This is a genomic window from Lentzea nigeriaca (assembly GCF_016907955.1).
Classification (GTDB): domain Bacteria; phylum Actinomycetota; class Actinomycetes; order Mycobacteriales; family Pseudonocardiaceae; genus Lentzea; species Lentzea nigeriaca.
The window spans coordinates 108,628-122,521 of sequence record NZ_JAFBCX010000016.1 but is presented as its reverse complement, the minus strand read 5'-3'; the positions used below and the strand labels follow the sequence as shown (position 1 = coordinate 122,521).

The 13,894-nt window shown below is 68.0% G+C and carries 16 protein-coding genes; 8 read left to right on the top strand and 8 right to left on the bottom strand.

The features are described from left to right. Nucleotides 1-24 precede the first annotated feature (24 nt). From JOD27_RS36610 to JOD27_RS36600, 3 genes are read right to left on the bottom strand one after another with little or no spacing between them, the layout of a single operon-like run. Nucleotides 25-750, bottom strand: a complete 726-nt coding sequence (locus JOD27_RS36610; protein ID WP_307830543.1) for a lysophospholipid acyltransferase family protein — start codon at nucleotides 748-750, stop codon at nucleotides 25-27. Then, entirely contained in the window at nucleotides 747-1,736 is a 990-nt protein-coding gene (locus tag JOD27_RS36605) for an MBL fold metallo-hydrolase (RefSeq protein WP_204766918.1), read from the bottom strand. Before JOD27_RS36605 ends, JOD27_RS36610 begins: the two co-directional genes overlap by 4 nt. A 38-nt stretch (nucleotides 1,737-1,774) precedes the next feature. Beyond that, nucleotides 1,775-2,044 carry a GNAT family N-acetyltransferase gene (locus tag JOD27_RS36600; protein ID WP_204766917.1) on the bottom strand — a complete coding sequence of 90 codons (270 nt, stop codon included), beginning with the start codon at nucleotides 2,042-2,044 and terminating at the stop codon, nucleotides 1,775-1,777. Between the two features lie 30 nt (nucleotides 2,045-2,074). On the opposite strand from JOD27_RS36600, the gene JOD27_RS36595 reads away from it, so the two are divergent. The 4 genes from JOD27_RS36595 to JOD27_RS36580 all read left to right on the top strand — a co-directional run bounded on the left by JOD27_RS36595 (nucleotide 2,075) and on the right by JOD27_RS36580 (nucleotide 7,094). After that, nucleotides 2,075-3,061 carry an LLM class flavin-dependent oxidoreductase gene (locus tag JOD27_RS36595; protein ID WP_204766916.1) on the top strand — a complete coding sequence of 329 codons (987 nt, stop codon included), beginning with the start codon at nucleotides 2,075-2,077 and terminating at the stop codon, nucleotides 3,059-3,061. Between the two features lie 45 nt (nucleotides 3,062-3,106). Beyond that, a complete protein-coding gene (locus JOD27_RS36590; protein ID WP_204766915.1) occupies nucleotides 3,107-3,592 on the top strand; it encodes a hypothetical protein in 486 nt (161 codons plus the stop codon). 258 nt (nucleotides 3,593-3,850) lie between these two features. Beyond that, nucleotides 3,851-4,582, top strand: coding sequence for an ABC transporter ATP-binding protein (locus tag JOD27_RS36585; RefSeq protein WP_307830542.1), 732 nt, complete (start codon nucleotides 3,851-3,853; stop codon nucleotides 4,580-4,582). A 16-nt stretch (nucleotides 4,583-4,598) separates the two neighbouring features. Then, nucleotides 4,599-7,094: an ABC transporter permease gene (locus JOD27_RS36580; RefSeq protein WP_239570579.1), complete on the top strand. Its 2,496-nt coding sequence runs from the start codon at nucleotides 4,599-4,601 to the stop codon at nucleotides 7,092-7,094. Between the two features lie 174 nt (nucleotides 7,095-7,268). Here the strand turns inward: JOD27_RS36580 and JOD27_RS36575 are convergent, their stop codons facing one another. Beyond that, nucleotides 7,269-8,096 carry a dienelactone hydrolase family protein gene (locus tag JOD27_RS36575; protein ID WP_204766912.1) on the bottom strand — a complete coding sequence of 276 codons (828 nt, stop codon included), beginning with the start codon at nucleotides 8,094-8,096 and terminating at the stop codon, nucleotides 7,269-7,271. Between the two features lie 93 nt (nucleotides 8,097-8,189). On the opposite strand from JOD27_RS36575, the gene JOD27_RS36570 reads away from it, so the two are divergent. Next, entirely contained in the window at nucleotides 8,190-8,339 is a 150-nt protein-coding gene (locus JOD27_RS36570; protein WP_204766911.1) for a hypothetical protein, read from the top strand. 4 nt (nucleotides 8,340-8,343) lie between these two features. Beyond that, a complete protein-coding gene (locus JOD27_RS36565) occupies nucleotides 8,344-10,260 on the top strand; it encodes an endo-beta-N-acetylglucosaminidase (protein WP_204766910.1) in 1,917 nt (638 codons plus the stop codon). Here the strand turns inward: JOD27_RS36565 and JOD27_RS36560 are convergent. Genes JOD27_RS36560 through JOD27_RS36550 form a run of 3 tightly spaced genes read right to left on the bottom strand, consistent with a single transcriptional unit; the run spans nucleotide 10,253 to nucleotide 12,149 of the window. After that, entirely contained in the window at nucleotides 10,253-10,912 is a 660-nt protein-coding gene (locus JOD27_RS36560) for a hypothetical protein (protein WP_204766909.1), read from the bottom strand. The genes JOD27_RS36565 and JOD27_RS36560 overlap by 8 nt on opposite strands. Beyond that, complete coding sequence (locus JOD27_RS36555) at nucleotides 10,909-11,784, bottom strand: ATP-binding cassette domain-containing protein (RefSeq protein ID WP_204766908.1); 876 nt, start codon at nucleotides 11,782-11,784, stop codon at nucleotides 10,909-10,911. Before JOD27_RS36555 ends, JOD27_RS36560 begins: the two co-directional genes overlap by 4 nt. Further along, entirely contained in the window at nucleotides 11,784-12,149 is a 366-nt protein-coding gene (locus tag JOD27_RS36550; protein WP_204766907.1) for a GntR family transcriptional regulator, read from the bottom strand. Before JOD27_RS36550 ends, JOD27_RS36555 begins: the two co-directional genes overlap by 1 nt. Before the next feature lie 63 nt (nucleotides 12,150-12,212). On the opposite strand from JOD27_RS36550, the gene JOD27_RS36545 reads away from it, so the two are divergent. Together JOD27_RS36545 and JOD27_RS36540 are read left to right on the top strand one after the other, a co-directional pair. Beyond that, nucleotides 12,213-13,031, top strand: coding sequence for a DMT family protein (locus JOD27_RS36545; RefSeq protein WP_204766906.1), 819 nt, complete (start codon nucleotides 12,213-12,215; stop codon nucleotides 13,029-13,031). Next, complete coding sequence (locus tag JOD27_RS36540) at nucleotides 13,028-13,708, top strand: SDR family oxidoreductase (protein ID WP_204766905.1); 681 nt, start codon at nucleotides 13,028-13,030, stop codon at nucleotides 13,706-13,708. Before JOD27_RS36545 ends, JOD27_RS36540 begins: the two co-directional genes overlap by 4 nt. Here the strand turns inward: JOD27_RS36540 and JOD27_RS36535 are convergent. Beyond that, nucleotides 13,698-13,892 (bottom strand): MbtH family protein, encoded by a 195-nt coding sequence (locus JOD27_RS36535; protein ID WP_204766904.1) that lies wholly within the window; start codon nucleotides 13,890-13,892, stop codon nucleotides 13,698-13,700. The genes JOD27_RS36540 and JOD27_RS36535 overlap by 11 nt on opposite strands. Nucleotides 13,893-13,894 lie beyond the last annotated feature (2 nt).

Sequence of the window (13,894 nt, the reverse complement as noted above, 5' to 3'; positions counted from 1 at the left end):
GCCTGTTGCTTGCGTTCGGCGCAGTCATGCTTTTTGGCTACCCGTTTGCGCGGAACGTATGCCGGACAACATGGTCGTGATGGCGTCCATGATCCGCGCGGTCGCCTCGTCCAGCACCTCGGCGGTCAGCTCGAGGTCGTAGAGGTCGGACAGGTCGACCGGCGCGCCCGCGACCACCTCGACCTTCTTGCGCGGCAACAACCTCGGCAGGATCGTGCCCTTCGGCAACAGGTCCTGCGTGCCCCACTCGGCGACCGGGACCACGGGCACCTGGCTCTCCAGAGCCATCCGCGCGACACCGGACTTCCCCTTCATGGGCCAGTTCCCGGGATCGGTGGTGAACGTGCCCTCGGGGAACACCATCACGCACTCCCCCGCCCGCAACGCTTCCACGGCGGGCTTCAGGGCTTCCGATGCTTTGACCGTCCCGCGTTCGACCGGGATGTGACCACCGGAGCGCATGACCCAGCCGATCACCGGTGTGCGCCACAACGACGCCTTCGCGAGAACGCGCGGCACCCGGCCGGACATCAGCGCGAACACCACGGCGGCAACGGTGTCCGCGTTCGACAGGTGGTTGAACGCGAGGATCACGCCGCCGTTGCCCGGCACGTGGTGCCTGCCGCGCACCCGCAGGCGCACGAACAGCACGACGATCGGCCACAGCACGTCGATCGCCAGCGAGAACCAGAATCCCCTGCCCCTGCGGGGCATCTTCCAGGTCCAGGCGGCCAGCCCAAGCGGTGTCACGTCTGATATTCGAGCACGCCGGCGTTCACCGTTCTGGTCAATTCGCCACGTTCGACCAGGACGTCGAGATGCGCGGCCGTCTCACCGATCGCGAGCACCTGGTTGAACATGTCGAGATCGTCGAACCGGCGCTGGCGGCGGGTCCAGCCGATCTTGCGCGCGGTCTCGAACGCGCTGCCGCTCACGGCCCTGAGGACCTCCTCCAGGCGCTGTTCGTGGTGGTGCAGCAGTTCGTCGACGCGGGCGTGCGAGCTGTCCGTCACGGGGCCGTGGGCGGGCAGCAGCCGCAGGTCCGGCAGCTCGCGGGTGAGCCGCAGCGACGTCATGTAGTCGCCGAGCGGCAGTTCGGGCCGCAACGGCTCGAAGCCGATCGACGGCGTGATGTGCGGCAGCACGTGATCGCCGGAGAACAACACCTTCGCGGTGTGGTCGACGAACACGACGTGGCCGCGGGTGTGGCCGGGCGTCGGGACGACCTCCAGCTTGCGGTGTTCGAGGTCGACGGTGCTGCGGACGAGCCACTCGTCGGGCTCCTCGTAGTCGCGCAGGGCGTCGTCGCGGTTGACGTGGTGCATGATCTTGATCCACGTCTCCGCCAGCTCGCTCGCCCCCCATTTGCGCAGGTCGGAGACGTGCTGATCCTCCTGCCCGTGCAGGATGTGCCGCAGTGACGGCTGCTCGCCGAGGCCGAGCCCGATCTTGGCGCCGAACAGGCGGCGCAGCGACACGGCCATGGTGAAGTGGTCGCGGTGCACGTGCGTGACGAGGAATCGGCGGATGTCCTCGAAGCCCTTGTCCAACGTGCCCAGCGCGGCCTCCAGCTGGTCGCGCGCCTCGTCCAGCGCCCAGCCGGAGTCGACCATGACGAGACCGTCGCCGTCCTCGATCGCGTAGACGTTGACCGCGCGCAGCCCGTCGTTCGGCAGGGGCAGTGGGATGCGGTGCACTCCTGGTGCCACCTCGAACGCGCCCGGTTCACTCCACACGCCCGCTCACCTCATTGTTTAGCGCTGGCAAGTAATTCCTACCGGACGGTAACACGGTATTCCGGGTGCTTGTCGATGTACTTGGCCACGAACGGGCAGAGCGGCGAGACCTTGCGGCCACGGGCCTGCGCGTCGTCGAGCGCGAACTTCGCGAGCTGGGCGCCGAGGCCCTGACCGGCGTAGGCCTCGTCGACCTCGGTGTGCACCAGCGCGATGACGTCGCCGATGAGCCGGTAGGCGAGCTGCCCGGCCAGCCGACCGTCGACGCGGAGCTCGTAGCGGTTGTCTGTCTCGTTGTTGGTGACCACGTCAACCATCTTGCCGGGAACACTGGAAAAATGGCGCGAATGGACGTCTACCTGCTGATCCTGGGCGACCACCTGCCCAACCCGTGCACGGGCGAGGAGGTGTCCCAGGCCGACCGCCTGCGGGCGATGGTCGAGCAGGCGGTGGTGGCCGAGGAGGCGGGCTTCGCGGGCGTCGCGATCGGCGAGCACCACTTCACCCGCTACATCGTGTCGGCGCCGGACCTGCTGCTCGCGGGGGTCGCGGCGCGGACGTCCACGTTGAAGCTCTCCACCGGCGTGACGCTGCTCGCGCACCGCGACCCGGTGCTGGTCGCCGAGTCGCTCGCCACCCTGGACGTGCTGTCGAACGGCAGGGCCGAGCTGATCGTGGCGCGCGGGGTCGACCAGCAGACCGACGCGGCGTTCGGGGTGCGGCCGGGTGAGCTGCGCGAGCGGTTCGAGGAGCACCTGCGGTTGCTGATCAAGCTCCTCGAGGAGCCCGCGGTGAGCTGGGACGGCCGGTTCCGCGGGCCGTTGAGCCACGTGACGACGACGCCGCGGCCGGTGCAGGCGCCGCGGCCGACGGTGTGGATCGGGTCGGGGTCGGCCGTGTCAGCCGATCTGGGCGCGGAGCTGAAGATGCCACTGATGCTGCCGTCGACGTTGCGGGATCCGTTGATCTACGCGGAGGTCGTGCAGCGGTTCCGGGAACGCTTTCCCGGCGGACGGGTCGGTGTGCCGAGCCATGTGTTCGTGGCGCACGAGAACGCGCGCGAACGGTGGCGGCCGCACCTCGCCGAATACGCGCGGTTCGCGGATCCGTGGCGCGGGGACGGCGACATCGACGTGGACGCGATCATGGACGGCGCCGCGGTGTGCGGGACGCCGGACGAGGTCGCCGAGCGGCTGAACTCGTTGGCGGAACAGCTGTCCATCGACACACACCTCGTGATGGTGGACATCGGCGGGCTGCCGCACGAGGCGGTCGTCGAGACGATCCGCCTGTTCGGCGCGGAAGTGCTGCCGAAACTTGTTTAACGCGAGCGGTGCCAAGGATTAACACACGTCCGCCAGGATTGTCGTGTGGGCATCACGGTCATCGGCATCACGCATCCAGGTCAGGTCGGGGCGCTCCCCGGCGGCACGAACGTGCTGGTGCTCGCCGATGACGGCACGTACGCCGACGAGTTCCTCGACACCGACTTCCGTGCGCATCAGCTGGTGGTGCGCGCACACGGGCGCGGGTCGGCTTTCTTCGGGGTGGCGGACAAAGCCCGTGAGTTGGGTGCGGACCGGGTCCTCTTCGGGGGTGCGCACGACACCGCCGCCTCTTTCACCGCCGGAGAGGATCCCGTGCTCGTGCTGGGCGTGCGGCCGCCGGGCGGCCCGATCGCCTGCAACGCGGCGTTCCTCGAGTGGCTGGACCGCTGGCCCCGGCCTGCCCGCGCCTACCGCGACGACGTGGACCACTGGCTCGCCGAGAACGCGTTGCGGGAAGGCCTGCGCGTCGAACTGGTTTCATGGCGAATGGAACCAACCGTCCCAATGCGACGGAAGTTGTCGGCCTAGTCACCGGAAGTCGGAAGACACTGTCCCGTCTGTGAAATACCGTTTCCTCCGCACCGCATTCGCGCGCGTACGCAGTGCAGCTGAGAGTTCTCTCAGCGTGGCGGCGGGGGACGGGTTGCCGGGGTTAATCTCAGGGTCATCTCAGTGGAAGACCTGACCCTTCGGTGTGCCCGTGTCGCCGAAGATGGTGCGCACGAGACCCACAGGAGGGGACAGACAGTGAGCGCGTCCGATGGAGTCGCGGCAAGAGCCGTTGACGTGTGGAAGGAATACGGGTCCGGCGACGCCGCCGTGACCGCGCTCGCGGGGGTGAGCGTCGAGCTGGAGAAGTCCCGGTTCACGGCGATCATGGGGCCGTCGGGCTCGGGCAAGTCGACGTTGATGCACTGCCTCGCGGGGCTTGACGACGTGACGCGGGGCGAGGTGTGGATCGGTGACACGTTGGTCACCGGCCTGAAGGACCGCGGTCTCACCGAGCTGCGGCGCGACAAGGTCGGCTTCATCTTCCAGCAGTTCAACCTGCTGCCGACGCTGACGGCGGAGGAGAACATCACGCTGCCGCTCGCGATCGGCGGCAAGAAGGTCGACCGCGCGTGGTTCGACGTCGTCGTCGACACGGTCGGGCTGCGCGACCGGCTCACGCACCGGCCGACGCAGCTGTCGGGTGGTCAGCAGCAGCGCGTGGCGTGTGCGCGTGCGCTGGTGTCGCGGCCGGACGTCGTGTTCGCGGACGAGCCGACCGGCAACCTGGACTCGCAGTCCGGTGCGGAGGTTCTGGGGTTCCTGCAGCGGTCCGCGCGTGAGTTCGGGCAGACGATCGTGATGGTCACGCACGACCCGAACGCCGCGTCGTACGCCGACCGCGTCATCTTCCTCAAGGACGGTCTCATCGTCCGGGAGCTGCTGTCGCCGTCGGCCGAAGAGGTTCTCGACACGATGAAGCACCTCGACGAGCCAAAAATCGAACACAGTGCGGTGCCGCATGTTTAAGGCCACTCTGAAGAGCTTGCTGTCACGCAAGCTCCGGCTGGTGCTGTCCGCGCTCGCGGTGGTGCTGGGCGTGATGTTCGTGTCCGGTTCGTTCGTCCTGACCGACACCCTTCAGCGGTCCTTCACCGACATGTTCTCCACGATTTACTCCAAAGTGGACGTTTCGGTGGCGCCCAAGAAGGAGAAGGGCAAGGAGCCGGTACTGCTGACGCCCCAGGCCGTCGCCGACGCGAAGTCGGTTCCCGGTGCGGCGGAGGCCCACGGTCTGGTGCAGGGCTCTGCACGACCGATCGGCAAGAACGGCAAGGTGCTCACCACCTCCGGCGCTCCGCGGTTCGGCTTCGGCTGGACCGGGCTGGGGCAGGAGGAGATGCGTGACGGCCGGGCGCCGCGAGCTGACGACGAGGTGGTGCTCGGCTCGTTCCTCGCATCGACCGGTGGCTTCAAGGTGGGCGACGAGATCGGCCTGCTCACGTTGGAGCCCAAGAAAACCTTCAAGGTCGTCGGCATCTACGGCTACCCCGGTGGCCGTGACTCGATGGGCGGTGAGCTGTCGACGGCGTTCACCGAGCCCGTCGCACAGCAGTTGCTGCTGGGCAAGAAAGACGTCTTCACCGAGATCAGGGTCACCGCTGCGAACGGGACGTCCAAGGACGCGTTGCGCGACGCCGTCGCGGCGAAGATGGGCTCCGGCTACGAGGTGAAGACCGGCGCCACGCTCGCGAAGGAGCAGGCCGACCAGATCAACGAGGGCCTGAAGTTCTTCAACTACGTGCTGCTCGGGTTCGCCGGCATCGCGTTGTTCGTCGGCATCTTCATCATCCTCAACACGTTCTCCATCATCGTCGCCCAGCGCACCCGTGAACTCGCGCTGCTGCGGTCGATGGGTGCTTCGCGCGGCCAGGTGATCAGGTCCGTGGTGCTGGAGGCGTTCGTGATCGGTCTGATCGCCTCGATCATCGGCCTCGGGGCGGGCATCGGCGTAGGTGCGTTGCTGGCCACCATCTTCAGCAAGATCGGCGGCGGCAACCTGCACCTGGCCGGCATCGGTGTGCCGATGTCGGCGGTGATCTCGGCCTTCGCCGTCGGCCTCGTCGTCACCATCGTGGCGGCGGTCATGCCCGCCCTGCGGGCGTCGCGGATCGCGCCGGTCGCGGCGATGCGCGAGGCGGCGACGCCGGACCGGCCGCTGACGAAGGTCACGGTCACCGGTGCGCTGGTGGCCGCAGCGGGTGGCACGGCGCTGGGCTTCGGTTTCAGGCAGGCGTCGCTGTCGTTGATCTTCGGCGGCATCCTGGTGGCGTTCGTCGGCGTGGCGCTGCTGACCCCGCTGCTGTCCAAGCCGATGGTGTCGTTGATCGGCCGGCTGCTGTCGTGGTCGATGCCGGGTCTGCTGGGCCGCCGCAACTCCGCGCGCAACCCGCGCCGGACCGCGATCACCGCGGCCGCGCTGATGGTCGGCATCTCGCTGATCACCGGTGTGAGCGTGGTGCTGACGTCGGCGACCAAGTCGATCGAGAAGCTGGCCGCTGGCCAGATCCAGACCGATCTGATCATCTCCGGCGAGGGCCAGATGGAGGGCATGCCCGCGACGTTCAAGCGGGACGTGCTGACGAAGGTCGAGAACACCGAGGGCGTCAGCTCGGCGTTCGGCTGGGCCTCCGACGGCGTGCTGCAGGGCGAGAACCAGATGTTCGCGATCGCTCCGACGGACGTGTCCGCGATGAAGACGATGTTCGGCCTCAAGCCCAAGACCGGCGACATCGCGCCGTTGAAGGAAAACCAGATCGCGATGCCGGAGGACCTCGCGTCCGAGAAGGGCTGGTCCGTGGGCAGCACGGTGAGCCTGCAGCTCGCCAAGGGTGAGCCCCGCACGTTCACCGTCGGGTTCATCTGGGCCAAGACCCAGGTGCTGCAAGGCGCCGTGGTGCTGCCGGAGTCGGCCAGCGAGGACTTCCGGTCCAACCAGATCGGCCAGGCGTTCCTGCAGGTGAAGCCGGGAGCGTCGGTGGCGGACGTGCAGAAGCGCATCGAGCCGCTGTTCGCCGACAACCCGGAGATCTCCGTGCAGGACCGCAGCGCGTTCGTGAAGCAGACGACCTCGCAGTTCGACACGGTCCTGCTGATGATCCAGATCCTGCTGGCGCTGGCGATCCTGATCGCGGTCCTCGGCGTCATCAACACCCTGGCGCTGTCGGTGATCGAGCGGACCCGCGAGCTGGGTCTGCTGCGGGCCATCGGCATGCGGCGGTCCCAGGTGATGCGGATGATCACCGTCGAGTCGGTGGTGATCTCGGTGTTCGGCGCGGTGCTCGGCCTCGCGGTCGGTGTGGCGCTCGGGCTCGCGACCGTGCAGGCGTTGAAGGACCAGGGCATCTCGGAGATCGGGTTCCCGTGGATGACCATGGTCCAGTACCTGGTCGTGGCCGCGGTCGTCGGTGTGATCGCGGCGATCCTGCCCGCGATCCGCGCGGCTCGGTTGAACGTGCTGCACGCGATCGCTTACGAGTGAGGGCGCACGAGTCGTGACCAGGTTCGCACCAGCCACGACTCGTACGCCTCGATCGCCTGCTCCGTCCTCCTGGTGAGCAGCGCGCCACCAGCCCGGACGGACTGCCGCGTCCGTTCACCAGGGAGTCGCGAGTGCTGTGCCAGACCGTTGCGGACTGGCACAGCGCCCCTGGAATCAGGCGTGCGGGCAGGTGTCGCGGTACTCGGAGATGGCGGTGTTCGGGGTCGGAGCCGGGCAGAGGAACTGGTCGTAGCGCACATCGTCGTCCACGAACCGCTTGAGCCACGACAGAGTGAACTTGCGGACCGTCACGTTGTCAGCGCGCGGGTCGGAGTGGTTGCCGCCGCGCAACTCCAGGAAGGCCTTCTCGGGCGCGGCCGTCATCGAGGTGTAGAACGGCACGGAGTGCTGGGCGTCGGGAGCGGTGGGGTCGTTCTGGCCGCCGAGCACCATGGTCGGCACCTTGATCGTCGACCAGCTCTTGGTGGTGTGCCAGGGAGCCAGCGGAACGGCGGCCTGCAGGGTGGGACGCGTCGCGGCGGCGCGCAGGGTTCCGCCGCCGCCCATGGAGTGGCCCATCACGGCGAGGCGCGATGCGTCGACGTGCGTGTTGTGGGCGACCACGTAGTCGAGTGCCGCGAGGAGCTGACGGCCACGGCTGTCGGGGTCGTCCCAGCCGGACAGGGTGTCGATGGTGATCACCACGAAGCCGTACGACGCGAGCCGCGGGCCGAAGTGGGCGATCGCCGACTGGGGTGAGAGGAAGCCGGGCGAGACGGCGACCGCACCGAAGGTGAGGTCACTGGTCGGGGTGTAGATGGTGCCGCCACCGAAACCCGTCTGAACGGGAACGGTGGTCTGGGTGACGGCGAACGTGCCTCTGGCCGCCTCCACCGAAGCCGCGGTGGGAGCAGGGCCTCTTTCGTAGGGGTTGGCCGCCGCATTGGCGGTGGCCGGGATCAGCGCCAGCAACAGCGCCGTGAGCACAGCTTTGACGCGCACGACAAATACACCTCGATTGGTTGGCAGGGAACCAAAAGCGACGGCGATCACATGTTAACTACTCGTGAGTAGGTAACACCAGGGTTAGGTTGCATGGATCTGGCGAGCGAACGGCTCGCCGTCGAATTCGACTCGATCGGGGTCGCGGAACTCGGTCACACAGCGCAGCAGATCGCGCGATTGTCGTCCGGTGCAGTCACCGTGGCGGCGGTATGCGGCGAATCGGATGCCGCACAAGGGTGATCACGTGCCCACCCGGAGACAGTTCCTCGTGCTGAGCTCGACGGCGGCCTTGACCGGTCTGCTGTCCGAGACTCCCGTGTCCGCAGCCGAAGTCGCGCAGCCGTACGCGTCCTATTGGCATCCGGCCACGATGCTCGACTGGGATCCGGCCACGGACCGGGACGCCCGGTACAACCGCAGCACGGTTCCGCTGGCACCACGGGTCGTGCCGGCACGTCCGGCCAACCCGCACGCCCACGCCGGTGAAGCCCGCGTGCAGGCGTTGGTGGCGTACGCGCCGACGAGCAACAACCCGGCGCAGGGCTCGCTCGACATGAACTACTACGCCACGAACTACTGGCAGTACATCGACGAGCTGGTGTTCTGGGGCGGTTCCGCGTCCGAGGGCCTGATCCTCGCGCCGAACCCGACCGTCACCGATGCGGCGCACCGCAACGGGGTGCGCGTGATCGGCAACGTGTTCCTCCCGCCCACCGCGTACGGCGGCCGGATCCAGTGGGTCCGCGACTTCGTCCGGCGCGAGGGCGACAGGTTCCCGGTGGCGGACAAGATGATCCAGGTCGCCCGCCATCACGGTTTCGACGGCTGGTTCGTCAACCAGGAGACCGCGGGCGGTGACACCCGGCTCGCGAACGACCTGCGCGACTTCATCGTCTACCTGCGCAGGAGCGGGCTGCGGGTGATCTGGTACGACGCGATGACCGACTCCGGCAGCGTCTCGTGGCAGAACGCCCTGACCGCGCGGAACAAGATGTTCTTCGAGCAGTCCGACGAGATGTTCCTGAACTTCTGGTGGAGCACGCAGGGACTCGCGAACTCGGCGGCGATGGCCAAGCAGACGGGGCGCAGCCCGTACGACCTCGCGTCCGGTGTGGACGTCGAGGCGAACGGCTACAACACGAGCGTCGGCTGGGCCTCGGTCTTCCCCGAGGACAAGCCGCACGTCACGTCGCTGGGCTTCTACCGTCCTGAATGGACGCACAAGTCGTCCAGCGGTCCCGCCGACTTCTACGCCCGCGACAACAGGTTCTGGGTCGGCCCGAACGGCGACCCGTCGAACACCACGTCGACGGCGAACTGGAAGGGCATCGCGCACTACATCACCGAGCTGACACCGATCACCTCGCTGCCGTTCGTGACGAACTTCAACACCGGACACGGCAGGAAGTTCGCCGTCAACGGCACCGTGCGGTCCACTCAGGCGTGGAACAACCTGTCGTTGCAGGACGTGCTGCCGACCTGGCGGTGGAGCGTCGCCGGCACCGGGACGAGGGTCGTGCCGTCGCTCGACTGGGACGACCCGTACGACGGCGGCACCGCGCTGAAGATCACCGGAACACCGTTGTCCGCCAACGACATCCGGCTGTTCGCGACGTCGTTGCAGCTGACCGGGAACAGCCAGTTCGAGATCGTGCACCGCACCGGCACCGGGCCGTCGCGGCTGCAGGCGGTGCTGCGCATCGGCGGCACAGAGAAGGTTCTGGACCTCGGCGGCGTCTCCGGGGCGTGGCGGCGCAGCGTGTTCCCGCTCGGCGAGCACTCCGGCGCGACGCTGACCGAGATCAGCCTGCGGGTCCTGCCCGGCGGCCCGGTCACCGCGCTGATCGGCCGGATCGGTGTCACGGACCCGGTCATGACCCCGCCGGTGGCACCGACGGCCGTGCGGGTCGAGCAGGTGAGCCGCACCAACGCGACAACGGTGTCGGCACGGCTCACCTGGACGCGCTCGCCGGGTTCCGTCCGGCAGTACCGGGTCTACCAGTGGACGGGGACCGAGCGGATCTTCCTCGGCGGTACGGCGAACGACGCGTACTTCGTGCCCGCGATCCCCTTGGCCGCAGGAGAAACCGCGCAGATCGAGATCGAGGCGGTCAGCGAGGCGTTCGACGTCTCACCGCCCGCCCAGGTCTCGATCAGGTAGTGCGCACGCGAATCGGCATGTCCCTGGCGATGACCCACGTCCCGGCCAGCGCGATCAGGAACGCCACCACCGACAGCGCGTGCCACCCGGAACCGAGCAGCACCGGAACGTTGCGGATGAACGGCAGGTTCCCCGATCCCGGAATCCCCGCCGTCGTGACGACGACCAGTGCGAGCCCTACGGGCACCCAGAAGACGCCACTCGCGCCGAACCTGTCGAACGCCGCCGCGCAGAACATTCCGACCGCGCACCACACCAGGAACATCAGGAAGTACGCCCAAGGCGAGCCGTGTTCGTCGGCACGCCAGTCCATCAGCGAGTAGATCCCGCCCTCGATCGCGAACCCGAGCCACGCGATCAAGGCCATCACGAGCGCGAGCACGACCGAGAACCCGGATGCCGCAACGAGGAACTCACGACGGGTGCGACCGTGCGCGACCGCGATCGGCAACTGGTTGTGGATCACGTAGACGCCGACCCAGAGCAGGAACCAGCGCGCGATCTGCGACGTCACGACGTTCCACGCGCTGATCTCGACGCCGCGGAACGCCGAGACGACGAACGTCACCACGACGACGAACGCGAAGACGCTGGCCGCAACCATCGCGCTGAACGTGACCAGCGTCGTGGTCAGGTGCCGGAAGACCTTCACCGCTTGCCCCCAACCGGTTCGGTCAGGTGCACGAAGAGGTCCTGCAACGCGATCGGGCCGAGCTCCAGCCCGAGTTGCCGCGCGCGGGTCAGCTGCTCGTCGTCCAGACCGCCGTAGACCATCGCGGCCTTGGTGCGCCCCAACGACTTCTCGCTCAGCACGGTCAGCCCGGCGGTGAACTCGTCGACGTCGGCGGCGTTCCCGGTGACCTCGGTGCCGCGTGACCGCAGCACATCCGCTTCCTCCTGCAGCACCAGCCGGCCGGTGTCGATGATCACGACCTCCTCCAGCAGCGAGGCCAGCTCCTCGATGAGGTGCGTGGAGATGATGATCGTGCGCGGGTGGGCCATGAAGTCGTTGAGCAGAGCGTCGTAGAACGCGTACCGGGTCGGCGTGTCCATGCCGAGGTGTGACTCGTCGAGCATGGTCAAAGGCGACCGGCTGGCGAGCGCGATCACGACGCCCAGCGCGGACCGCTGCCCCAGCGACAGTTCGCCGACCTTGGTCTTCAGCGGGATCTTGAACAGCTCGACCAGTTCGAGCGCGTACGCGTTGTCCCACGTGTCGCGCCACGCCGCGCCGTACTCCAGCACGTACGAGACCTTGTCGCCCTTGTCCGCGGCATCGGCGGTGTGGCGCACCAGGCACACCTTCCGCATCGCGGCGGCGTTCTCGAAGACCGGCTCACCGTCGAGCTGGACGGAGCCGATCGGCCTGCGGTACCCGGCGAGCGCCGACATCAGGCTGGTCTTGCCGGAGCCGTTGCGCCCGAGCAGGCCGTAGATCTTGTTTCCCGACAATGAAAAGCTCATGTCGTCGATGGCGGTGACGTCCCCGTAACGCACCGTTAAGCCCTGCACGTCGACGCGCATCACGCGCTCCCCTTCTCGTGCTGCTCGATGCGGCGGATGACGTCGGCGAGCGGAATGCCGATGGCGCGTGCCTCCGCGACCATCGGGTCCACGACCTCGCCGAAGAAGGTCTCCCTCCCCTGTGCCCGCAGCATGTCGCGAGCCTGCGTGCTCACGAACATCCCGATCCCCCTCTTCTTGTAGAGCACCTTCTCGTCCACGAGCTGCTGAAAGGCCTTCGCCGCGGTAGCCGGGTTGATCCGGTAGTAGGCGGCGTACTGGTTGGTCGACATGACCTGCTCGTTCGCCTTCAACGCCCCGCTGAGCACGTCCGCCTTGATCCGGTCGGCGATCTGGCGGTAGATCGGGCTCCGGTCGTCGAACATCGCTACTTCCTTGGTTCGTTACTCATGTAATGAACCATAGCAGTGGCGGCGTAGCATTGGCACGTGGTCGGGGTCGCGATCCTGTGCGCGGTGCTCGCCGCCGGGTGCGGCGCGCTCGGCGCGATGTGGCAGCACGCCGGTGTGCGGGAGGTACCCGGCCTGAAGCTGACTTCGGCGTACCGGCTGATGTCGTCACGCCGGTGGGTCTACGGGTTCCTGATCCTGCTGGGGTGCGCCGTCCTGCAGGTCCTCGCGCTGGCACTGGCACCCGTCTCCGTGGTGGCGCCGCTGAACGCGCTGGCCATCCCGATCATCGCGGTGGCACGGGCGCACAAGCTCACCGGACTGCTCGCGGTGGCGGTGCTGGTCGCGACGGCAGGGATCGTGGTGTTCGTGTCGATCACGGCGGGCCACGCGGTGCCGACCGACGTGTCGGCGAAGGTCGCGTTGCAGGCAGGGCAACTCGTGGTCGCGGGCGTGCTGGTCTGCACGGTCGTGGCGACCTTCCAGACGGGCGCGGTCAGGGCGCTGGCACTCGCCGTGGGCGCCGGAACCGCGTACGGGCTCGTCGCCGTGCTGGTCCGCGACGTGACGACCACGCTGCCGCGGATCGAATGGCTCTCGCTGGCCGGACTCGTCGTGGCCTTCCTCGTGGGGGCCTGGTTCATCCAGCTCGGGTACGCCGCGGGGCCGCCCGACGTCGTCGTGGCGGGGCAGACCGTCGTGAACCCGATCGTCGCGACCTGGATCGGCATCAAGCTGCTCGGCGAGGGCACCGGCATGAGCGGCCTCACCCAGGCCGGTCTCGTGATCAGCGCCATCGGCGCGGTGACGGGCACCGTCGTGCTGGCCCACTACCACCGTGTAAGGGTGGAGGCATGACCTTCGTCGTCACGGGTGGCAACGGCTCGTTGGGCAGGCACGTCGTCGCCGCGTTGCCCGGCGCCAAAGCCGTCTCGCGGTCCACCGGCACGGATCTGTTGCGCGGCACCGGTTTGAACGCACTGCGCGCGGACGTCGTGGTGCACTGCGCCACGTCGTTCCGCCGCGAAGTCGACATGGCACGGGCGGTGCTGTCGGCCAGGCCCGCGCACCTCGTCTACATCTCGATCGTCGGCTGCGACCGCGTCCCACTCCCCTACTACAAGCAGAAGCACGCGGCCGAACGCCTGATCGCCGATTCCGGTGTGCCGCACACGATCCTGCGCGCCACGCAGTTCCACTCGCTGCTGCGCCGCATGTTCGACGGCACGTCGAAACTGCCGTTGATGGTCGTGCCGGGGTTCGCGTTCCAGCCGGTCGACGAGGCAGAGGTCGGCCTGGAACTGGCCTCGCTCGCCCAGGCGGCGCCGTCCGGAGTCGCACCCGAGATGGGCGGACCGGAGATCCGTGAGGCCGTCGACTACGCACGGATGTACCTGGCAGCGACGGGAAAGAAGCGCACGCTGGTGCCGTTGAAGGTGCCGGGAGCGACGTACCGCGCCTACCGCGCGGGCGGGAACCTGACTCCCGGCCGCGCGGTGTGCGAGCGGACGTTCGCGGACTACCTCAGCGGATAGACGCGGGACGCAGGTCGGTCCAGTTCTCCTCCACGTACGCCAGGCAGGCGTCGCGGCTGTCCTCGCCGAAGACCTTGGTCCACCCGGCGGGCACCTCCGCGAACGTCGGCCACAGCGAGTACTGCTGCTCGTGGTTGACGAGTACGAAGAACCGGCCCTGCGGGTCCTCGAACGGGTTGGTCATGA